Origin of the sequence: Pontibacillus chungwhensis BH030062 (assembly GCF_000770675.1) — a bacterium.
Taxonomy (GTDB): Bacteria; Bacillota; Bacilli; order Bacillales; family BH030062; genus Pontibacillus; species Pontibacillus chungwhensis.
In genome coordinates this window covers 155,912-177,945 of the sequence record NZ_AVBG01000005.1, presented here as the reverse complement: position 1 = coordinate 177,945, position 22,034 = coordinate 155,912, and the positions used below count along the sequence as shown (strand labels likewise).

25 protein-coding genes are annotated in these 22,034 nt (G+C 40.7%); 10 read left to right on the top strand and 15 right to left on the bottom strand.

The features are described from left to right. The first annotated feature begins 45 nt into the window (after positions 1-45). The 3 genes from N780_RS08975 (at position 46) to map (ending at position 3,035) form a co-directional block, all read left to right on the top strand. Positions 46-906 carry an alpha/beta fold hydrolase gene (locus N780_RS08975; protein ID WP_052114966.1) on the top strand — a complete coding sequence of 287 codons (861 nt, stop codon included), beginning with the start codon at positions 46-48 and terminating at the stop codon, positions 904-906. A 110-nt stretch (positions 907-1,016) separates the two neighbouring features. After that, positions 1,017-2,198 (top strand): MalY/PatB family protein, encoded by a 1,182-nt coding sequence (locus tag N780_RS08970; RefSeq protein ID WP_036782656.1) that lies wholly within the window; start codon positions 1,017-1,019, stop codon positions 2,196-2,198. A gap of 84 nt (positions 2,199-2,282) precedes the next feature. Continuing rightward, complete coding sequence (gene map / locus N780_RS08965) at positions 2,283-3,035, top strand: type I methionyl aminopeptidase (protein WP_036782654.1); 753 nt, start codon at positions 2,283-2,285, stop codon at positions 3,033-3,035. Positions 3,036-3,087: 52 nt separating this feature from the next. Here map and N780_RS08960 read toward each other — a convergent pair whose 3' ends face one another. Next, complete coding sequence (locus N780_RS08960; RefSeq protein ID WP_036782651.1) at positions 3,088-3,672, bottom strand: superoxide dismutase family protein; 585 nt, start codon at positions 3,670-3,672, stop codon at positions 3,088-3,090. A 174-nt stretch (positions 3,673-3,846) separates the two neighbouring features. Here N780_RS08960 and N780_RS08955 point away from each other — a divergent pair, with 174 nt between their 5' ends. Continuing rightward, complete coding sequence (locus N780_RS08955) at positions 3,847-4,329, top strand: PCYCGC motif-containing (lipo)protein (protein WP_036782648.1); 483 nt, start codon at positions 3,847-3,849, stop codon at positions 4,327-4,329. A 113-nt stretch (positions 4,330-4,442) separates the two neighbouring features. Here the strand turns inward: N780_RS08955 and N780_RS08950 are convergent, their stop codons facing one another. Beyond that, complete coding sequence (locus tag N780_RS08950) at positions 4,443-4,658, bottom strand: hypothetical protein (protein ID WP_036782645.1); 216 nt, start codon at positions 4,656-4,658, stop codon at positions 4,443-4,445. A gap of 161 nt (positions 4,659-4,819) precedes the next feature. On the opposite strand from N780_RS08950, the gene kapB reads away from it, so the two are divergent. Continuing rightward, positions 4,820-5,200 (top strand): kinase-associated lipoprotein KapB, encoded by a 381-nt coding sequence (gene kapB / locus N780_RS08945; RefSeq protein WP_036782642.1) that lies wholly within the window; start codon positions 4,820-4,822, stop codon positions 5,198-5,200. A 44-nt stretch (positions 5,201-5,244) separates the two neighbouring features. Here the strand turns inward: kapB and N780_RS08940 are convergent, their stop codons facing one another. After that, the gene (locus N780_RS08940; protein ID WP_052114965.1) at positions 5,245-6,429 is read right to left on the bottom strand and encodes a cation:proton antiporter; all 1,185 of its coding nucleotides are present in this window, start codon (positions 6,427-6,429) and stop codon (positions 5,245-5,247) included. Next, complete coding sequence (locus N780_RS08935; RefSeq protein ID WP_036782639.1) at positions 6,426-6,914, bottom strand: cation:proton antiporter regulatory subunit; 489 nt, start codon at positions 6,912-6,914, stop codon at positions 6,426-6,428. The genes N780_RS08940 and N780_RS08935 overlap by 4 nt, the downstream gene beginning before the upstream one ends. Before the next feature lie 260 nt (positions 6,915-7,174). On the opposite strand from N780_RS08935, the gene deoD reads away from it, so the two are divergent. After that, the gene (deoD, locus tag N780_RS08930) at positions 7,175-7,882 is read left to right on the top strand and encodes a purine-nucleoside phosphorylase (RefSeq protein ID WP_036782636.1); all 708 of its coding nucleotides are present in this window, start codon (positions 7,175-7,177) and stop codon (positions 7,880-7,882) included. A gap of 711 nt (positions 7,883-8,593) precedes the next feature. Beyond that, positions 8,594-8,968, top strand: coding sequence for a YuzC family spore coat inner layer protein (locus tag N780_RS08925; protein ID WP_052114964.1), 375 nt, complete (start codon positions 8,594-8,596; stop codon positions 8,966-8,968). A gap of 158 nt (positions 8,969-9,126) precedes the next feature. Here N780_RS08925 and N780_RS08920 read toward each other — a convergent pair whose 3' ends face one another. Beyond that, complete coding sequence (locus N780_RS08920) at positions 9,127-10,617, bottom strand: leucyl aminopeptidase (RefSeq protein ID WP_036782634.1); 1,491 nt, start codon at positions 10,615-10,617, stop codon at positions 9,127-9,129. A 324-nt stretch (positions 10,618-10,941) separates the two neighbouring features. Between N780_RS08920 and N780_RS08915 the strand changes: the two genes are divergently transcribed. Then, entirely contained in the window at positions 10,942-11,418 is a 477-nt protein-coding gene (locus N780_RS08915; protein ID WP_036782630.1) for a divergent PAP2 family protein, read from the top strand. 216 nt (positions 11,419-11,634) lie between these two features. Here the strand turns inward: N780_RS08915 and spsC are convergent, their stop codons facing one another. From spsC to N780_RS08900, 3 genes are all read right to left on the bottom strand, one after another. Further along, a complete protein-coding gene (gene spsC / locus N780_RS08910) occupies positions 11,635-12,321 on the bottom strand; it encodes a stationary phase survival protein SpsC (protein ID WP_036782627.1) in 687 nt (228 codons plus the stop codon). 433 nt (positions 12,322-12,754) lie between these two features. Then, positions 12,755-13,072, bottom strand: a complete 318-nt coding sequence (locus N780_RS08905) for a YuiB family protein (protein WP_036782622.1) — start codon at positions 13,070-13,072, stop codon at positions 12,755-12,757. A gap of 169 nt (positions 13,073-13,241) precedes the next feature. Then, on the bottom strand, positions 13,242-14,465 hold the full coding sequence (locus tag N780_RS08900) for an NAD(P)/FAD-dependent oxidoreductase (protein WP_036782619.1): 1,224 nt from the start codon (positions 14,463-14,465) through the stop codon (positions 13,242-13,244). 319 nt (positions 14,466-14,784) lie between these two features. On the opposite strand from N780_RS08900, the gene N780_RS08895 reads away from it, so the two are divergent. Then, on the top strand, positions 14,785-15,774 hold the full coding sequence (locus N780_RS08895; RefSeq protein ID WP_232299509.1) for an NAD(P)/FAD-dependent oxidoreductase: 990 nt from the start codon (positions 14,785-14,787) through the stop codon (positions 15,772-15,774). An 89-nt stretch (positions 15,775-15,863) separates the two neighbouring features. On the opposite strand, the gene N780_RS19780 is transcribed toward N780_RS08895, so the two are convergent. The 6 genes from N780_RS19780 to N780_RS08870 all read right to left on the bottom strand — a co-directional run bounded on the left by N780_RS19780 (position 15,864) and on the right by N780_RS08870 (position 19,540). Next, entirely contained in the window at positions 15,864-16,037 is a 174-nt protein-coding gene (locus tag N780_RS19780) for a hypothetical protein (protein WP_156969119.1), read from the bottom strand. 220 nt (positions 16,038-16,257) lie between these two features. Next, a complete protein-coding gene (locus tag N780_RS08890; protein WP_036782613.1) occupies positions 16,258-16,620 on the bottom strand; it encodes a HesB/IscA family protein in 363 nt (120 codons plus the stop codon). A gap of 224 nt (positions 16,621-16,844) precedes the next feature. Then, complete coding sequence (gene lipA / locus N780_RS08885; RefSeq protein WP_036782610.1) at positions 16,845-17,792, bottom strand: lipoyl synthase; 948 nt, start codon at positions 17,790-17,792, stop codon at positions 16,845-16,847. A gap of 39 nt (positions 17,793-17,831) precedes the next feature. Beyond that, on the bottom strand, positions 17,832-18,650 hold the full coding sequence (locus N780_RS08880) for a lipoate--protein ligase family protein (RefSeq protein WP_036782607.1): 819 nt from the start codon (positions 18,648-18,650) through the stop codon (positions 17,832-17,834). A 165-nt stretch (positions 18,651-18,815) separates the two neighbouring features. Further along, on the bottom strand, positions 18,816-19,112 hold the full coding sequence (locus N780_RS08875; RefSeq protein WP_052114962.1) for a YuzB family protein: 297 nt from the start codon (positions 19,110-19,112) through the stop codon (positions 18,816-18,818). Positions 19,113-19,216: 104 nt separating this feature from the next. Next, positions 19,217-19,540: a YuzD family protein gene (locus N780_RS08870; protein ID WP_438942503.1), complete on the bottom strand. Its 324-nt coding sequence runs from the start codon at positions 19,538-19,540 to the stop codon at positions 19,217-19,219. A gap of 209 nt (positions 19,541-19,749) precedes the next feature. Between N780_RS08870 and N780_RS08865 the strand changes: the two genes are divergently transcribed. Next, a complete protein-coding gene (locus N780_RS08865) occupies positions 19,750-19,971 on the top strand; it encodes a NifU family protein (protein WP_036782805.1) in 222 nt (73 codons plus the stop codon). 636 nt (positions 19,972-20,607) lie between these two features. Here N780_RS08865 and N780_RS08855 read toward each other — a convergent pair. After that, positions 20,608-21,852, bottom strand: a complete 1,245-nt coding sequence (locus N780_RS08855; protein WP_036782601.1) for a dicarboxylate/amino acid:cation symporter — start codon at positions 21,850-21,852, stop codon at positions 20,608-20,610. Positions 21,853-22,034 lie beyond the last annotated feature (182 nt).

Genomic DNA, 22,034 nt, shown 5'->3' with positions numbered 1-22,034 from the left:
ACTACTCATTTCCTTATACAAACTAGTTATGGAGGTTAATGGACAGTGAACGGTTCGTACATCCACGTAGAAGATGAATGGCTAAAGCATAACGGAGTCAATGTCGCCTACCAGCGTTACACTTCCCCTTCCTCTGGCAAAAAACCTGCCCTTGTCTTTGTACACGGTTTTCTATCTTCTAAGTTTTGCTACCGATTTATGATTCCAGAATTACTTGAACACTTTGATGTCTTTTCCTTCGACTATCCACCATTCGGGAATAGTGACAAAAATTGGTCTTACAAATTTTCCTACTCAAACTTTGCACACATCATCATTGAGTTGATGGACCAACACCATATTCAGAAAGCATCTATTGCCGGACATTCAATGGGAGGACAAGTCGCTCTCACATGCAGCCATCTCTTCCCTGAACGAATCGATAAGCTTATCCTGATGGCCCCTTCTACTTATATGAAGAAGTTAGGCTTCTGGTTACAGCACGCCAGTCGATTACCAGTATTCCCTTTTATATTAAAACGGCATCTGTATAAGAAAGGGGTATATCACTCACTCCTTGATTGTGTACACGATCCACACATGATCAACAAGGAGATGATTCAAGGCTATATGAAGCCTTTCTTTCAGGAAGAGATCTTCAGGTGCCTTTCCAAAATGATCCGAGATCGTGAAGGGGACTTGGCATCTCAGCATTTAAGAGAGATCGAAGCAAGTTGTTTGGTCTTTTGGGGGAAAGAAGATAAAGTATTACCGGTGTCACTAGGGCATAGATTGGTAAAAGATTTGCCTTCAGCGGAATTAGAAATATTTGAACAAAGCGGTCATTTACTTCCAGAAGAAGTTCCATCTGTGTTGAATGAAAAGATTAAACAATTCTGTTTACCAACAAAGCAAGCGACCTCCTAAAGGGTCGCTTCTTCTTTTTCTCTCTTTTTTCTCATACGGATTGTTTCGTTTTTACGGAAGTTTTTTGTATCATACTAATAGAAATGGACTTATTTTAGGAGGGAAACGATATGTCATTCAATGAAGTTGTGGATAGACGTAACACGCGCTCTGTTAAATGGGATCTTACAGAGCAACTTTTTAAAGATAAAGAAATCCTGCCAATGTGGGTCGCTGACATGGACTTTCAAACACCCAAACCTGTAGTTGATGCACTTGTGGACCGTGCTAGCCACGGAATATTTGGTTATACAGTGACGGATGATGCAATCCATTCTATTATAAAAAATTGGCTATCTAAAAAACATCATTGGGAAATTAACACGGATTGGCTTTCTTATAGCCCAGGTGTTGTTCCTTCTCTACATACAAGTGTAGAGGCACTAACGGAACCAGGAGATTCAATCTTAATTCAGACACCTGTTTATCCCCCATTCTATGATGTAATAAAAAAACATGATCGAAATATAGTTACGAGTTCACTTCAACTACAGAACGGACGATATGAGATTGACTTCGAGGATTTTGAAGAGAAGATTCAAAACGTGAAGGCTTTTATTCTGTGCAATCCTCATAATCCAGTTGGACGAGTATGGACAAAAGATGAATTACAACGAATGGCTGATCTTTGTGTCAAACACGATGTCCTCATTTTATCTGATGAAATTCACGCTGATCTGGTATATGCTGGGCATAAACATATACCAATTGCTTCTTTATCAGATGAGGTAGCTCATAGAACGACAACGTACTTCTCGCCAACGAAAACCTTTAATATTGCTGGACTTCAAGCTTCCTATATCGTAACGCCTGATCAAGATATGAAGAAGAAGATTGATGCTCAGTTTGGCCTTCAAGGACTTAACATGCTAAACACCATGGGAGTAACAGCGATCGAAGCTTCCTACGAGCATGGAGAAGAATGGCTGAATGAACTAATTGAAGTGTTAGATGCAAATAAAGAATTGCTGATGAAACGAGTTCATGAAGAAACAAATCAGATTCAAATTATTGAGCCTGAGGGAACTTATCTTGTTTGGATGGATTGTCGAGATCTTGGCCTTTCCCATAATGAGTTAAAAGAGTTTATGAGAACAAAAGCTAAAGTCGGCCTCAATGATGGAGCTTCGTTTGGAAAAGAAGGTGAAGGGTTTATGCGTATAAACATCGCTACACCTCCCCAAACCTTGAATGAAGGAATCGACCGAATTGTTCAAGCAGTGAAAAACCAAAACGATACCGATTCGAATTAAATTGCAATCCATGGTATCGTTAAGGGTAGGTCTCATAAGATAATAGCAAGACCCTTTTTAGTTCTAGAAGGTAAGGTGAGAAACATGATTAATCGTAAAAGTAAGCGAGAAATTGAGTTGATGCACGAAGCTGGAAAACTGCTGGCATCTGCACACAGAGAAATCGCTAAAATGATCAAACCTGGTGTGACAACGATGGAGATTGAGAACTTCGTTGATAACTATTTAGCTAAACACGGCGCTACACCAGAACAAAAAGGCTACCAGGGCTATGAGTTTGCCACATGTGCATCCATTAATGACGAGATTTGTCACGGCTTCCCTCGTAAAGAAGCTCTAAAAAATGGTGATATTGTAACAATTGATATGGTCGTGAACTTGAACGGCGCACTTGCTGACTCTGCTTGGACATATACAGTCGGAGATGTTTCAGAAGAAACACAACGTCTTGTAGATGTTACGAAAACAGCCCTTTATAAATCAATTGAGCAGTGTCAGGTCGGTAAACGCTTAGGCGATATTGGTCACGCCATCCAATCTTACGTAGAAGATGAAGGCTATTCAGTTGTACGCGACTTTACTGGACACGGTATTGGGAATTCCATTCACGAAGAACCAAACATTCTTCACTACGGAGAAGCAGGAAAAGGTCAACGCCTCAAAGAAGGCATGGTGATTACTGTTGAACCAATGGTAAACACAGGTACTTGGCACTCTCAGATGGATGAGAATGGATGGACAGCTCGAACTACAGATAAAGGATTATCCGCTCAATTTGAGCATACAATCGCCATCACAAAAGAAGGCCCCCTTGTACTAACAGAACAAGATGTCTAACTAAAAAGGCTGTCTCATTAAGTTGAGGCAGCCTTTTTCTTATGATCGATCTTTACTCTTTCTCCTCCTCTCCCCCATCTTCTGAAGGATCAGATGGAGGATTCTTCTCAGCTGCTTCTTCTAGTTGAATCACACCACATGCAATCCTATCCCCTGCATCACCAGCAGGCTGAGTTAATCCGTCATCCACACCTTCATGGATGACTAATGAGGTCCCTTCATCTTTAAGTAAAGACATTTTCCCATCCATTAGCGTTGCCCCTTGGACTGCAAGTTCTGCATTTACTTTTCCGGATGAATCCGCCTCCACATTGGGCATATCTCCCAAATGAGTTCCCTTTGGATTCATTGCCCCATGTTCTTTATTGTCAGGATTCAAATGATTACCCGCTGATTTAAAGTCAGGACCTTCACATACAGGGTACTCATGAACATGTATGCCATGAAGTCCCGGAGATAGTCCCGTTAACGATAACTTAATAGCTACCGAATCATTTTCTTCTGATAACTTAGCTGTCCCTAAAGCATCTCCAGCTGGATTGTACATTTCTATTTCAATGGATGATCGATTCTGACTAGAGCATCCTGCTACAAATAAAGTAAGCGCGAAAATGACGCTCAGTTTCCTTACTCTCATGTTACCTCTTCCTTTCAAGCATACTTACTATACAGTGTTGACCAGTTCTAATCGTTTTAACCCTCTCCACCCTAGTCTTACTGTTATCATGTCTATTCTGTGAAGTGAATTGAACTCCCTATATGAAAGCGTTAAACTAGAAGAACATGAAGGATTAAAAAAGGAGCAAATTGGATGCGGAAAATGGCTATGGTCTTAATTGGACTTTTGTTATTGAGTATAGGCTTAACAGGATGCGGAAATGAGGAAAGCAAACATGATGGCGGCAATCACGACGTTGTTATGGGAGACATTCAGGAAACCACAGCTAGTAAAGAAGCTTTACCTTCTTTCCTAGATGAAAAACACGAAGACATCAAGACCATTTATCAAGGGGCAGCTCAACATCAAGACTTACTGGAACAAATGCCTTGTTATTGTGGATGCGGAGATAGCGTAGGACATATGAATAACTACGATTGCTTCATTCATGACCAAGATGACCAATCTATCGTATGGGACGATCATGGGACGAAATGTAACGTATGCCTTGAAATCGCAGCTAAAGCGATGATCGAGTATAGTAAGGGAGAGTCTGTTAAAGATATTCGCACCATGATTGATGAGACCTATAAAGAAGGCTATGCGAAGCCAACCCCAACCCCTCCCGTTTCCTAGCTGTGGGACGACGAGACTCCCGCGGGGTAAGGGAATAAAAAATGAGCAGGCCCCCTTTGGGGCCTGCTCATTTTGATGCTAACTATCTTTTCACCTTTACACAAAATCGCTTGTTATTTGCTGTCCTCATGCTCTCTGCCTTGATGATCCTTGGCAGGTGAGTACTCTACAGATTCACCAAATTCGTCCTTAGCTCTCTGCTCTTGCTTTTTATTTACATTTATGATCCATCTCATAACCAATACTGCACCAACAGCAAAGATTAAAAGCGAGATGACAGCTGGGATATATTCTGTTTTATCCTCAGGGAAATACAGAAATTCCATCATGATGCATGCACGTCCTTTATCATGTCATAAGTCCATTCATTACCTACGATGATAACGATTTCCTAATCCAATGGCAATAGATAATCTGTGACAATTCCTTTTCTTAGTTTGATTTGATACGATAAAAGAAAGTGAATTTTTTGAACTAGGAGGGAAGGAAGATGGCCGAATTTGAAGCCGGAACAGTTGTTAAAGCTCATTATAAAACAGGTGTATACGCTGGGGAGGTCGTTGAAGACCGGGGATCGATGTACTTGGTAAAAGTACTAGCTGTGTTAAAGCACCCTCAACAAGGTGACTTACACAATCCTGGAGAAACGGAAAATGTCTTTTTCCACCAGCGAAAAGCCTTAAGCCAATATGAAAAAGCGAATGTATCTAAATCAGCCGTTCACCTATATGAAGGTGAGGTACCAGCATACAAGGATTCACTAAAACAAGCGCTAGATCGCTTAAAGGAAAAACTCAATAAGAAAGATAATGATTTTTCGAAGCTTGCTTTACAACGAGTGGATGAGTTGGAGCACCAGTATTTCTCATAAGTACCCTCTATAAAAAACGGCTCTTTATGAAGAGCCGTTTTCTATTATCCTGGTACTTTTAAATTCTTTTTCTTTTTCTTTGGTTTTCCGTAAATTAAATTTGTAATTTGCGGAGCTCTCTCAAATAGCAACATACCGATGAAAGCGGCAATGACAATGTAAATCCCACTAAATACTTTAATTACACCCGTTGCTAAAGCAGCAATTACTACAGAGAACTCTCCCCTTGAACAAATCGACAAACCAGCCCGAAAAGATACCCTTTTTGAGAGACCATAGAGCCTTCCTCCAATCATACCCACAAGAATTTTGGCCACTAGTGACCATCCAATTAACGTAATGAGCAGACCTACTTTCGGAACTCCATCGCCAAATTCAATTGTCGTTCCAAAATATACAAAGAATAACGGGAGCATCAAATCTTTTACAGGAAGTACCGTCTGTTCAACACGCTCAATCTTACCGATTTCAGCAAGCATCATACCTGCTAGAAAGGCTCCTAATACCTCTGAAAGACCTAGGTATAGAGCAAGTCCTCCATAAGATAGGGAAATTCCGATTAATAGCGCAATTTTAAAGTCCTCATCATCAATCTTCTCAAGCAGCTCTTCAAATCGTTTGAAGAGCGTCTTTCCTAAAATAATAGCCCCTACTGTCAAACCAATGATCTTCCCAACAAGTATGAGTAGGTCCACAGTTTGGAATTCCCCACCACTTGTAACACCCATTAGAACAGCAACAATAACCGGCGCTACTAAATCTTCAAAAATGAGAAGTGCAAGTATAAACTCTGTTTCCGAGTTGGCCATTCGGCTTGTATCATCGAGTAATTTAGCCGTAATGGAGGAGCTTGTCGCATATGTAACGCCCCCAATTAGAAAGGATGTCAGAAGATCCAGTCCGAATCCTAAACAGATTAGTAAAGAGATGCCTAGACTAAAAGCAACGTCTAACAAACCTGCCGGCCAGATCTTCTTAGCGATCCCACCTAACCGTTTGATGTTGAATTCGAGCCCCAGAAGAAAGAACAGCAACACAATCCCAATCTCACTCGCAAAATGTAATATTTCATTACCATGAATGGCGTCTGCAAGGACAATACCTAACAAAATGTATAAAATCACATTTGGAAATTTGATCTTGATACTTAAAAAGCCAAGCCAAAAAATGAGCAAAAGAACGAGCCCGGCTCCAAGCAAAGTGGGCACTTCAACATGCACGGGAATCATCCCTCCCCTTTACACAGAGCTGTAAGTGAAGAAATTTGATCTTTCTTTCCAATGGCCATCAACACATCTCCAGCCTGCAACGTCGTGTACGCTTCAGGTATAGCGATGATATCGTCTCCTTTTACTAATCCAATAATAGTTGCCCCCGTCTTGTTACGGATTTCTGATTCTTCAATTGTTTTTTGAGTTAACGAGGAAGCAGCTTTAATTTCAATCCAATCCATCACAATTTGATTATTAAACATTTTCAGTTTATCTGCATCAACAGGCTGATACGTTGCACCTAGAAGTTGTGCACCAAGTTCCCTTGTTTCATCAGCTGTTAAATCCATTCCAAAATCGGCTTCATCACTATCCGCTTCTTCAAAAAAGTAGAGCTCTCGTTTTCCAGTATGGTGCACAATTAACACAAGTTGACTATCCTCTGCTGTTGTAAGTGATATTTTTTGACCAATACCCGGTAGTTTAGAAATAGATATATTCATTGCCGTAAAGCCCCTTTCCTTCCTTCGCATCATTTCTATGGCGGATGAGAAGTATAAGCATAGTGTATTAGAACCCTTTCTCTTTCGTGATAAAGAGGGCTCACTATTAGTTTTTCCATTTATCCTTTATTGTACCAAGAGATGATTGGAAAACCTAGCCACTATACAACTTCTTATTGAAATCGTTGCCATTTGTTTTGTAACCACTCTTGTGGTACCTTTGAAACGTAAGATTCGAGAAACTAAGGAGGCATGATCCGATGAGTGTACATATTGGTGCAAACAAAGGAGATATAGCAGATAAAATTTTATTACCTGGGGATCCACTTCGCGCGAAGTATATCGCAGAGAACTTTTTAGAAGACGTTACTTGCTACAATGAGGTACGTGGCATGTATGGTTACACAGGTACCTATAAAGGAGAGCGTATCTCTGTACAAGGTACAGGCATGGGTGTTCCATCCATTTCTATTTATGTGAATGAGCTAATCCAAGAATATGATGTTCAGAAATTAATTCGCGTCGGTTCGTGCGGTGCCCTTCAAAAGGATGTAAAAGTACGCGACGTTATTTTAGCATCTACTTCTTCTACAGATTCTCAAATGAACCGTATGACGTTTGGCGGCATTGATTATGCACCTACCGCTGACTTTGGTTTGCTGAAAGCTGCCTACGATGCCGGCGAGAAACAAGGCCTTGAGCTTCGTGTTGGTAACGTCTTCACAAGTGACAGTTTCTACCGTGATAACGCCATGCAATTATTCGATCAACTAGCTAATTACAACGTTTTAGCCGTGGAAATGGAAACGACAGCCCTATATACCCTTGCAGCGAAATATGATCGCCAAGCTCTGTCTGTTCTAACAGTGAGTGATCATATTATTACAGGCGAAGAAACGACTTCAGAAGAGCGTCAAACTACTTTCAATGAAATGATTGAAGTGGCTCTAGAAGCTGCTATCCAGTAATACCTTACAGAACCTGAATCCTAAATGGATTCAGGTTTTTTATTTTATTGGCTCTGTTACATTTTAATGTTGTTATTCCTTATAACAAGCTTGTTCAAGAATAGTGCAGAATTGTTGAAGACTCGAAGCTGAGACACTAGGGTAAGAGTGTGGCCGTTACCTTATGAGGCCTAGGGCGTGCTGTGGGACAACTCGCTTTCCTGCGGGGAGCTGGTAAGCCTCCTCCTTCGCTAACGCTCTGTCCGGGGTCTTACCTAGGCTCCTCACCCCGCGGGAGTCTCGTCGTCCCACAGCACGCCCTTAGCTAATTAGATGAACGGCCCAACAGCTTTAAACAACCGGAGATCCACCTCCTTCTACTGATATGATCACGTTTGTTAACCCAATTAACGCAAAGAAGGGCCGGGGAAAATGCGAGACTCCCGTGGAAAAACGGGCTTCCAAGATCCCGCAGAGAGCGAAGCGAACGAGGAAGCTTGGGAGTTCGTCCACAGGAAAGCGAGTGTTTTCCCCGGCCCTTCTTTCTCTCAACCCAATAAAAAACGTTATCCTTAACCCACGATTAGCGGCAATGAGCTCAGTTTAGAGTCTTCCATATATCGGGGCTTTTACCGTTAAAGGAGAACCACTCTACGAACAATTTATATAGAGAAAGCACACAGAACCTCCTTCTTCTTCATATAGTGTTTGTGTGAAGAAGGAGGGTTTTTTATGTATCGTTATTCATATCCCTTTTGGATAGCCTACGCTCCCCCTGCGTATGGTCCATACCCTATGCCACAATTTCGCCCCACTTACCCAGAAATAGATCCATCAACATTAACTGACTCGGCTAAGGCTTTTCAGTCACTCATGTCTGACGCCCATATTATCATCGAAAAATTCGCCACCTCTCCAAGCTTTTCTCAGAAGGTGATGAAAGCTGCGCAACAGTCTAATAAGGAGAAAGTAAAACAATTAATCCAAGGAACTGGCATTCAACATCCGATAGAAATACGCTATAACCCAGACGGCATTCACCTCACACTAACTGCTCAATCTCAAAGTCAAGACTGCTGCAAAATGGAGCTCGCTTTTCATTGGTAGAAGCGAGTTTCTATTTTTATAATCCCTCCACCTAAGAAAAAAAGTGCCACCCTCCTATAATGGAGAACTGGCACTTCTAATTTTCTCATGTTTTAGACATAACGCTACAATAAACGAGATCTTAGCTTAGAACAGAATACTCAATTGCTTCGAACTTCTTACAAGTTCATGATATAGGTAGCCAATGTACGAGCCATAACACCTGTCGGCCCTTTTGGACCAAGATCGTAAGCTGTCTCAGCCTGTGACGTACCCGCTATATCAAGGTGTACCCATGGCGTGGATTCTGCGAATTCAGCAAGGAAAGACCCAGCCATAATAGCATGACCTTTTCGACCAGGTGAATTATTTAAATCGGCAAGCTCACTTGAACGAACGCGCTGCTTATACATTTCGTTATAAGGAAGCTGCCAAATAAGTTCATCCACTTGTTTAGAAGCACGATCAACCTTTTCATATAAATCGTCGTTATTGGTCATAGCTCCTGTCATTGAGTCTCCGAGCGCTACTACAACTCCGCCTGTAAGGGTTGCTACGTCAATAATTCGATTCGCTTTATGGTGCTTTGCGTACGTAATACCATCAGCTAAAGCTAAACGTCCTTCTGCATCGGTGTTTAAGACTTCGATCGTTTTGCCACTTAATGAAGTAATAACATCATCAGGCTTAAAGGCATTTCCACTAATCATATTGTCTGTAGAAGGGATTACGGCGACAACATTTTGTTTAGGCTTTAATCGACCGACAATTTCCATCGCACCTAATACCGCTGCAGCTCCACCCATATCCCCTTTCATACCTACGATCCCGTCTTTAGGCTTAATGGAGTATCCACCTGTGTCAAACGTAATTCCTTTTCCTACAAGACCTACTACATCTTCCCATTTGTCTTTACCTTGATACTTCAAGACAATCATTTTCGGAGGTTCAGTTGAGCCTTGGTTCACAGCTAAGAGTGCCCCCATACCAAGACGCTCCATATCCTCTTTTTCTAGTATTTCTTTTTCAAATCCATAATCTTCAGCCAACGATACAGCGTACTCAGCAAGATCTGTTGCGGTCAATAAGTTTCCAGGCAACTGAACAAGATGACGTGCTGTGTTAACACCATGGCCAAGGGCATACCCTTTTCCAAGACTCTCTTTTAATCCTGTTTCTTGTTGATCTGATAAAAGCGTCACATTCTCCATTTTCGTAACAGGTTTCTTATTGTTTGTTTTATAATTCTCGAATTGATAAGGAGCCATAACCATAGCTTCAGATAGTACCTCAGCTGCAGTTTCCTCTGAAACTTGGTCTGTCTGAAAACTGTTTAATACAAATGTAGAATTGGACTGGCCGTCGGCTTGTAATTGTTTGAAGAGCCGACCAAACGTTTTCTTAAGTTTCTGGGACGTTAATTCTTTCTTCTTTCCAAGCCCTACAACGTAAATGCGTTTAGCTGTTGTTTGGTTTAACGTATACACTTTAGATATTTCATTATAATCATTGGATAAATCCCCGTCTTTTATGTACTGGTCTAATGCTCCCCCAAGAGCTTCATTTAACTGTCCATACACGGGTTGGTGCTGTTTGTTCTCGTGGTAAAGTCCAAGTATAAGTGCGTCCGTTTCTCTAAATAATGCTGTTGTTGGTTGTATTGTAAACATTCATTCCACCTCCAGTTCCATTATACAAAAAATATCGACTATTGAGTAAATTCTCGTTTATACCATTACCTTGTCTTGTGTACGGTATAACATGCATCCTTTCGTACAAGACTTAAGACAATGAATATGTTATAATATTGAAACATTCAATTTAGAAGATAAGATAATTTTTTCTCTTTTCCACCTTCTTAACAACCTTTTACACAAAATTTACAACCCACTTCACCTGTATTCAACTGCCTACTATAGATTCATGTTAAAATATAAAGTACTAATAGGACTAATACACCAATGTTTCATATGCAGAAAGGAAGGACTACACACATGGAGATCTTCAGCAACTTTCCTCTATGGGCATCGCTATTTGCAATTGTCTTCGCCCAACTCGTTAAAATTCCAATACAATTCATCGCAATGAGAGAATTCAATCCAGGTCTCGCCTTTGCAACTGGAGGAATGCCAAGTAGTCACTCAGCTGCTGTAACAGCCCTAGCAACAGGGATCGGTTTACAAGAAGGCCTTGGCTCTAATATATTTGCATTGTCCTGCGTCTTCGCTATCATTGTGATGTTTGACTCTACAGGGGTTAGACGTCAAGCTGGTGAACAAGCGATCATGTTAAACCAGCTTTTAAAAGACTTTTCTCATTTTGTTGAAGAAGCTCGCCTTTGGAATTCAAAAGCAGAATACCAAAAACGCGAAGAACTGAAAGAATTGTTAGGCCATCAGCCAATAGAAGTCTTTTTTGGAGGACTTACGGGGATTTTACTGACAATCGTCCTACATACTTTGCTTTTCTAAAAAGGTGACTTAAGATCGCTCACTTAAACTTACTATTTCTTATGTACTCTATCGCCCTGATTCTCCACAGGACGATAGAGTTTTTTTAAGAGGCAAACTTAATAGGGCTGCCTTCTTTTGCATCACTTAGCAATCGACATTTCAATATGATAATGACAGAAAAGGGCATAGAGTAATGACTCTATGCCCTTTGTTTGGTTTGATCTGTTAACCCTTTTACCCTTTATAATCTTGTCTAAAAACTTGTAAGGCTTCATTATCGTTTAGCATCGCTAACGTTTCCTCACTCACTTGCCCCTCACCACGTTTAATTACGTACACGTCGACATGCTTTTTGCCCCACTCTTCGTAGACATCTTTTACTGTTTCATAGTAGAGATCAATCTTGTTTCCTTTAATGGCAGAACCTTTATCAGCTACGACCCCAAATCCATACCCAGGTATATAAAGAATAGTCCCTAGCGGGTATACAGTTAAATCAGCCGCAATTGTTGAATACAAGTCACGTTTTACTTTTACACCTGAATAAGTAATCCCATACATAGGATGGGATGCATCTTTACCGGTCGACTCTACTCCAGCTGTGTATCCAGTAGCTAAAACCGTTTCCTTTGGATATTGAGATAAATCAATCGCCTCTTCTAAACTAGTCGGTCCATCAACCTGCTGACTAGAAATATATCTCGTTTTTGCAGCGAAGGAATTTACTTGCTTTTTAGCCAAACTAATATCACGAAAGTGTCCTTGCTCATAATCAGATTGATAATGGAATAACGAGTTCGTTTGATCTTGAATCCAGTTGGATATTTCTTTTGCTGACACATTCGTAATGGTCATAAAAGTTGTACTTAAAGCACCAAAAAATAAGACTACCATCAGTATTCGTTTCATTGTTTTTTTCATTGTTTGTAAACACCTCTCTAGATGTCATCTTTTCCAAACAATTCAGTGATTATTCACAACAAACGAGCTTTCCGGTTTCTTGATAATTGGAGAGTGTTTCCGTTAGCTTTAGTTGAAGGTAAGGTGCAAGGACGAAAACTAGCCATATATGGGGTGTGGTGAGAGAGCACCTACAATAAGCGGTCCGTTCACCTAATTAACACCAGGGCAAGCTTGGGGACTGCGAGACTCCCGCGGGATAAGGAGCCTAGGCAAGACCCCACAGAGAGCGATAGCGAACGAGGAGGCTTGCCAGCTCCCCGCAGGAAAGCGAGTTGTCCCCAAGCTTGCCCTTCCACCACATAAGGTAAAGGACGCACCCTTACCTAAATGCCTCAGTTGTAAATCTTCAAAATTACTCCATAAAAAAACAAACAGGTATTAACCTGTTTGCTTAGAACATTTGATATCCTCTTACGCGTAGCATCCGTATTACAACCCCTGAGCAAATAGCACCTGCTAAGCCAGATGATAGGATGACCATGTCGATCACTTGCAGATTAACAAGATGGCTCATAGCAGTTGAAAGCGATTCATTAAAGGCTGTGAAATAATTAAATGTTGAGATATTATCAACAATAAACACAATAATAATTGGATATAAAAAGGCGATCAGCCATGTTTTTCTTAACAACATATTTACCAGAAACGAAATTCCAAAAAACAACACAAAGAATAACAAAACAGATACAATAGCCTGAAAAATAAACACCGATGCTTCCTCCTGTCTGATCAATCTACTCATTTACCCTATTGACCACGTAGTAAAACGGTTTCTTACCATATTTTATTATGTTCTATGCAGAAAAACAAGCTATATCAGCAGAAAGAAGATCATAAAAAAGCAAGGAAGAAAACTCTTCCTTGCTTTTTACATTCATTTATTTCGTGAAGATGTTAAATTTACCTTTTTTAAGAAGTAATCCAACTCCACCTAATTTAAGAAGGTAACGGTTATCGATAATCTTCTTCATAACAGAAGCTGTCCAACCGAATAGTTTCTTGTCGCCAAATACCACACCGATTGCTTGTCCTTCACCAAGAGAAGCAACTGTACCTTTTAGGTCTGGTTTAAACGTTTCAAGATTGTCTTCTCCGTGCACAATCTTTTTCACGTTACGAGCTGTTGTTTCAGCTTCCTGAATGGCAATCTGAGCTGTTGGAGGATAAGGACGATCATTTTCAGGGTTCATAATTAAAGCACAGTCCCCTACGATGAAGACATCATCATGTCCGTTTGGACGAAGATCGTCACGAACAGGAACACGGCCACGGTTTGTTTCGAATCCAGCTTCTTCAACTAGAGAGTTACCGCGAACGCCAGCTGCCCAAACGACCGTATTCGTTGGGATTTCTTCTTGCTGCTCGTCTTTCTCAACAAGAATTTTATGTTCTTCTACTTGCTTAATCATTGTTCCTACCTTGAATTCAACACCTTTTCCTTCAAGAAGGTTCATTGCGTACTCGACAAGTTCTTCGTCGAATCCAGGAAGAACTGTTGGAGCAGCCTCCACGTTAATAATACGAACTTTTTCACGAGGAATATCGTATTCTTTACATAGTTCAGGTACTTTGTTAGCAATTTCTCCGACAAATTCAATACCTGTGAAACCAGCACCACCAACAACAATGTTAAGCAAATCTTGGCGCTCTTCTTTTTCATTGTTGTATCGAGCAAAATTATACTCGATGTGCTCACGAATTAAACGAGCTGAGTTAATGTTATTAATTGTAAATGCGTGTTCTTTCAAACCTTCGATCCCGAATGTCGCAGCTTCGAAGCCAAGTCCAATTACAAGATAGTCGTAAGTTAATTCGCCATTCTCAAGTTGAACCTTTTTACTTGATGGATCAAGACTTACTACTGTATCTTGAACGAAATTAACACGGTTAAAATTAATCACGTCGCTGATTTTAATGCGTGTACGATCGTGGTGAAGCGTACCTGCAGCATTTTCGTGAAGCCAAGTTGTTTGGTAATGGTAATTATGTTTGTTCACTAACGTAATGTTCGCCTCATTAGAGCCCAACATCTTTTGCAGTTTAGCAGTCGTGATCATTCCGCCATACCCAGCACCAAGTACAACAATGTTTGGTCTGTTCATACATATCACTTCCATTTACATAAATTTTTCAAAATACGCTGTACATCTTTCTAACCCTAATTGTGACTTCCTTCACGAATTACGGCATAAAAAAAGACACCTATGATAATAGAATTGTCATAATTTCGTAAAATATTTTCTAAAAATCATCATAGTCTTTTTTTCTACAATTTTCAACCCTAAAATCACAAATCATCGACATTCAGACATTTCAAATATTTTTCCCCGCGAAAGGATTTTTGATATGATAAGGAGAAGGCAATCATAAGTATGATAAAATAGAATCCGGAATGAAACTCTTAGAATGGGGGAATTTATTGTGTCAGAAAAAGTGTATGACATTACCATCATTGGTGGTGGCCCAGTCGGTCTGTTCACCGCTTTCTACGGTGGAATGAGACAAGCTAGTGTAAAAATTATCGAAAGTCTTCCTCAACTTGGCGGACAACTTTCCGCTCTTTACCCTGAAAAATATATCTACGATGTAGCAGGCTTTCCAAAAGTACGTGCCCAGGAACTAGTGGACAATTTACTTGAACAAGCTAACCAGTTTGACCCTGCTATCGCACTTAATGAAGCCGTACAGGAAGTTGAGAAGCTGGAGGATGAAACCTTTAAACTCACCACAAATAAAGGCATACACTACACAAAAACCATCATTATAACAGCTGGAAATGGTGCCTTCTCACCACGTCGTTTAAAAATCGATAGTTGCGAGCAATTCGAAGAATCAAACTTGTTCTACCATGTAGATAATATGGAACGATTCGCAGGACAAAAAGTTATGGTCTGTGGTGGTGGAGATTCAGCTGTCGATTGGGCGCTTATGCTTGAGCCGATCGCCGAGCAGGTTACACTTGTACACCGCAGAGATAAATTCCGTGCTCACGAGCACAGTGTAGAACAACTTCATAATTCTAGTGTGAACATAATGACTCCATATAATCCAGAAGAATTAATTGGATCTGGCTCGATTGATCAAGTTGTCCTTAAAGAAGCAAAAGGCGAAGGGGTTAAGACCCTTGATATCGATTCCTTACTTGTTAACTACGGGTTTATTTCTTCACTTGGTCCTATTAAAGACTGGAGCTTAGACATCGAGAAAAACAATATTGTTGTAAATTCTCGTATGGAAACAAACATTAAAGGCATTTACGCAGCTGGTGATATTTGTACATATCCTGGTAAAGTCAAACTGATCGCTTCAGGATTTGGTGAAGGTCCAACCGCTGTAAATAATGCTAAAGCATACATGGATCCAAAGGCGAAGGTACAACCAATGCACTCTACAAGCCTTTTCGGTTCCTAAACCTTTTAAGATAGCCTCCTTCCATGAGGCTATCTTTTTATATCTCTGTCTCCATAAATATTTCTCTTCTCAATACGCTTAACGTAAACTTAGCCTGAGAAGAATATATCGTTCTTGATTTCACTATCCTCAAAAGCGAAGCCTTGATTTACCTTCTCAGCAGTTAATAGCTCTACACCTGAGTAATCTTCTGTTTGTCCACATGCATTAAGTATAAGCCCTAAAATACCAAGCACCATCAAAAAGCTTTTACAATACTTCAAGAATGAGCCTCCCATATGGTTTCCTTATAAATTCTTTAACCCATTCTCCAACACTTAAACATACAAAACACACCCTTTAGTACATTACCGAAATGATGCATTAAACGGTGTCTGGCACGCATTATTGCGCTAAAGCACAAAAGGGTGTCAGACACCCTTCATTGCTGCAAAGCATAAAAAACCCGCAAGCCTTTTAAGGCTTGCGGGTTTATAAATGGTATTAACAATCTTTATCTGGTGTACCAGCGTTCGTTGCAGTCTTAAATGATGAGCCACAGCCACAATTAGCGATGGCATTTGGGTTATCAATCGTAAATCCTCCACCCATCATGTTCTGCTTAAAATCAATTGTTGTTCCTTCTACTACAGCCATGTCTTGTTTATTCATTACTACAGGGATGTCATTCGCTTCAAATGTTGTATCTAGTTCTTCGTTAATTTCACTCTCAAAACCCATTGCATAAGATAGACCACTACACCCGCCGCCTTTTACGCCAAAACGAAGGCGAACATTCTGATTCTCTTCATCCTTCATCATTTCCTGGATCTGTTGGCTGGCACTATCGGTAATGTTAATTGTCATACATGTACCTCCTTACGTCTTTCTTACCCTCAGTATACTAACAAATGACATACTCTTCAATTTTTCAAACCAGAATAGGTTAAAAACCTTTTCTTATCATGAGCAAAATGAGGGGGATGGTTCGAACATAGAGATGATCAAAAGAAAACGACGAACAAATGTTTAAATACATGAATTGAAAAGAAAAAGACCTGCAGCATAGTTCTGCAGGTCTTTAAAATAAATTAGAAGTTTAATGTGTCCAATTTCTCGTTTGAGGTCTCTTCATAACCCTTCATGTACTTAATACGACGTTGAAGAGAAGTTTCATTTACTTGTTCATCCGCATGATAAGAAGAACGAACCAATGGTCCTGCCTGACAGTGCTGGAATCCTTTTTCCATAGCAATCTGACGAAGCTCTTCAAACTCGTCTGGATGGTAATATCTTTCTACTTTCAAGTGTTTCTTCGTAGGTTGTAGATACTGACCAATTGTCATGATATCAACGTCATGAGCAAGTAAATCATCCATTGCTTGAATAATTTCTTCTTTTGTTTCACCAAGGCCGACCATAATACTTGACTTTGTTGGCGTGTTTGGCGCTACTTCTTTTACGCGTTGAAGAAGTTCTAGAGAACGATCATACGTAGCTTTAGAACGAACTCTTGGCGTCAAACGGCGAACGGTTTCAATGTTATGGTTGAAGATATCAGGGCCTGCATCCATAAGCATACGAAGGCTGTCATAGTCCCCGGCCATGTCAGATGGTAGTACTTCAACAGTACAACCTGGCTGACGACGGTGAATCGCTTTAACGGTCTCGGCAAATACAAATGCACCGCCATCTTTTAAATCGTCACGCGCAACAGCTGTAACAACGGCGTGCTTAAGGTCCATAAGTTCTACCGACTCTGCAACTTTCTCTGGTTCTTGCATATCAAGTTCATTCGGAAGGCCCGTTTTAACGGCACAGAAACGACAACCACGTGTACATGTATCACCTAGAATCATAAAGGTCGCTGTTTTACGTTCGCTCCAGCACTCGTGAATGTTTGGACATCTTGCCTCTTCACAAACTGTATGTAGGCCGCGCTCACGCATAATTTTCTTTAAGCGATTATAAGATTTGTTTGTCTTGATGTTAATTTTTAGCCATTCCGGCTTACGTACGTGTTCTTCTTTCTTCGCCATGTTTACACATCCTTATACTTATTATTTCAAGCAAAACATTTAACGAGAGTAAGTCCATTCATCTGTCTGGTACCTGGTACGAACAAGTTCTTCTACTTCTTCTCGTTGCTCTTCTGTGAGGTTATATGGTATTAATTCTACATCTAGCCCTTGTTCAAAGCCAGCTTTAAAAGCACTCTTCACTTCTTCCATTGGTACATCACGATCAGCCACCTCATTGATTGCTACCGCTTTCCCACCAAAGGCTTTACGAGCTCTCTCTTTCACACGTTCATTTGGATAGATGAACATATCAAACAACGTCACATCATCCATAGCGATAGGGATTGAACCGTGTTGAAGAATAACACCCTTTTGTCTTGTCTGAGCGCTTCCTGCAACTTTTCGACCTTCAACAATTAATTCATACCAAGAAGGTTCATCAAAACAAACAGCAGATCCCGTTTGTTTGATCTTTCCTTCTGGAATTGAAAATTCCGCGGCAACTCCCAAATTTCTGAATCCTTTTAATAAACCTTCAGAAATAACCCGGTAAGCTTCTGTTACCGTGGGAGGCATGGAATTATGTTTCTCAGAAACAATGACACTATAGGTCAATTCATTATCATGGAGGACAGCTCTGCCACCTGTGGGGCGACGAACAATTTCAAATCCATGTGCCTTAACAGAATTAAGATCAATCTTTCCATCTATCTTTTGAAAATATCCTACTGACACAGCAGCCGGTTCCCATCCATAAAAGCGAATTACAGGAGGGATTTCACCCTTACTATGCCATTTTAAAAGCGCTTCGTCGAGCGCCATATTATAAGCAGGGGAGGCATAACCCGAATCTACATAACACCATTTTTCTTTCATGCCTGAGCCTCTTTTCTATACATAAGAAATCCTTTATCTAGGTAAATGAACAAAGTATATTTTAACAATCTACCTAATACTTGTAAAACCCCCTGCATATTCTATGTATGGAAATAATAGAAAAACGCAGGTAAATTGGCCCGCGCTTTTCTATTGATCGTGAAGTTAGAACAGGGGATTCTCTTCGATGTGTTGATACACATTCTTCACTAATTCTTCTGGAGTTTCGCCTGTAACTCGATCACCGTTAACGAGTGCAAACAGGCTTTGAGCACATAAGCCACAATGGCTAAGGCAACCATATTCTATGACATCAAGTTCAAGATCTTTTTCGAGCTCTTCTTTGGCTTTTTGAGATCCGCTTGCTAAGTTATTAATACAAAATTCGATAATTGGGTTCACAAGATCCACCTCTGCTTTTCTATTATGGTGAATCCCCTCTTCAAAGATACATGCTACCATATTCTAGTCCAAGACGACAACGGACTTAACTCATGGTTTTTCCAGACAGGAAACACCTCCCCATTTGTCTTCTGTTATAAGACAGACAAAAGCTAACACCCTTTTTATCCAGTTGGCTGAATTCCCTTCTCCTCAATTGCTTTGAAAACGACTTTCAATCGAGGGGCACCTTCATCTACGACCTCTCCGTCTATAACGATCAACGGGTAAAAAAATTCTTCATCTAATATGCGTTGTGTAATGTCTCTGTATTCCTCTTCAACATGAGGATTCATAATATCGACATATTGATATTGAAAATGTTCATTAGGATACTTACGTCCAATCGCTGCTTGTAACCATTCAAACGTCTCTTTAGAGCCTGGAGCATTTACGCAACTTGCACAGCGCTCTTCTGCTCCATATACCGTAATTACAACTTCACTCAAATTTATCCACCCCCACAGGAAACTTCTACTACCTTTCATTTTACAAAATGTTTCAATAAATATAAAATTATTTTTGAGATCGACTAATGAATTGTAAAATAAAAATCCGATTGCAAAATCAAGTTTCACAAAGATAAATTCAGTTTGCACAATAGATTTTTTTGCTTACACGCATTATAATGGATGTATAGGAAAGGAGAAGATGGATGATGGAAAATGAAGTACAAGAAGTATTGAATAAACTTCGTCCCTTCTTACTACGTGATGGTGGAGACGTTGAATTAGTCGATGTAGATGAAGGAATTGTTCGCCTTCGTCTAATGGGGGCTTGCGGTAGTTGCCCAAGTTCAACAATCACCCTTAAAGCCGGGATCGAACGTGCACTCGTAGAAGAGGTACCTGGAATTCGCGAAGTAGAACAAGTCTTTTAATTTGTAGCAAGTATTTGGCTATTCACTATATGAAACAGCTTGTAGATCATTCTACAAGCTTTTTTTATGCCTTCCTTTTCGAGCAGGATTATTGAAGACTCGAAGTTTGAGAGAATGTTTCCGTTAACGTTAGTGTTGAGTAAGGTGGTCCGGGAAACTACTCGCTTTCCGCGGGCGAGCTGTCGAGCCTCCTCACTCACTTCGTTCGCTCCGGGGTCTCGTCTACCTCTTTCTCCCGCAGGAGTCTCGCAGTTTCCCGGCCCACCTTTGCCAAATACGAAGGAACGGAAACATGCCATTTAGAAAGAAGTGACCTTTCCTTATCCCATATGCGGGCTGTTCACCTCTTTAAAGCCAGGGCTTGCTCGGGGACTGCGAGACTCCCGCGGGAAAAGGAGCCTAGGGAAGACCCCACAGAGAGCGAAAAGCGAACGAGGAGGCTTCCCAGCTCCCCGCAGGAAAGCGAGTTGTCCCCGAGCAAGACCAAGCACTCATCAAACGTAACGGTCCCTTCCAATTAAAATATATTAGCTTCAAGCGTTCCATATCAGTAAGCTTATATGGATCAAACAAAATACAGTTAAACAATATGACATAAAAAAAGCAGTTCTTCCTGATCGGAAGAACTGCTTTTTATTAAGCATGTTTTTGCTCTTGTACAACTGGAATTTCGTCTTCGCGTCCTGCTTCAGAGCGGGCAATAATGACTGCTGCTGTAGCGTCTCCTGTAACGTTTACCGCTGTACGACACATGTCGATCAGGCGGTCAACGGCAAGGACAAGAGAAATTGCTTCTACAGGAAGTCCAACGGATGTTAGAACCATCGAAAGCATGATGAGCCCTACTCCAGGTGCTCCTGCGGTTCCGATACTTGCAAGTGTTGCTGTTAGAACAACTGTTACAAGGTCGCTAAATGCAAGGTCAACCCCGTACATTTGTGCGATGAACATCGTTGCGACACCTTGCATAATAGCTGTACCGTCCATGTTAATCGTTGCACCGAGTGGTTGCACGAAGCTACTAATTGGTTTTGGCACGTTTAACTTATTTTGCACTGTTTTCATAGAGACAGGCAATGTACCTGAACTACTTGATGTACTAAACGCAACAACCATCGCTGGAGAGAAATTCTTGAAGAATTGAATCGGGTTCATCTTTCCTAATAAAGCAATAGCTGAACCGTAGGTGACAACAAGGTGTATAAATAGTGCAAGTAGTACAACGGCCAAGTATTTCACCATTTTCAACAGAGAATCACTACCTTGTGATCCAATGGCGTCTGCGATTAAAGCGAATGCACCATACGGGGCAAACTTCATAACTAGCTGAACAAGGTACATCAAGACATCATTAGCTTGTTCGACTAATCGGTATAAGTCTTTACCGCGCGTCCCAATGCGTGAAAGTCCAATTCCGATAAAGATAGAAAAGGCTATAACTTGAAGCATATCCCCCTTCACCATGGCATCAAGTGGATTAGAAGGAATAATATTGATAAGCGTATCCACAACTGGTGGAGCCTCACTCGCTTCAAAATCTCCACCTTGAACAGCCGATCCACCAGCGCCTGGTTGGAAGAGCGAACCTAAACCTAAAGCTAGGGTTAGGGCAATCGCTGTTGAAACAAGGAAGAACAGAACCGTTTTAATTCCAATTCTCCCTAGCTTTTTCGGATCACTAATTCCTGAGGTCCCAAGAATTAATGAAACAACTACGATCGGTACAACGAGCATCTTAATCAGGCTCACAAACAATTGCCCGACTGGATACAGAACGTATTTTTGTGCATTATCATAAATGGAAGGGTCCAAGCTATTTAGTAATAGTCCAACTAACACACCTAGTCCCATTCCAAGTAAGATTTTTTTCGTTAATGACATCTCTTTCCTCCCCCTCATGCTGGTATACTATTGTATATATAAACACCATTATAAAAGAGGAAGTTAGGGTAATTCAATAATAGTTCGAAAAATCTAATACAGACATTATTCACCATCCGCATAACTATGCGCCAAATCAATCTTGTTAAACCTAAATTTTTTATTACGCCTTCCTCTAAAAC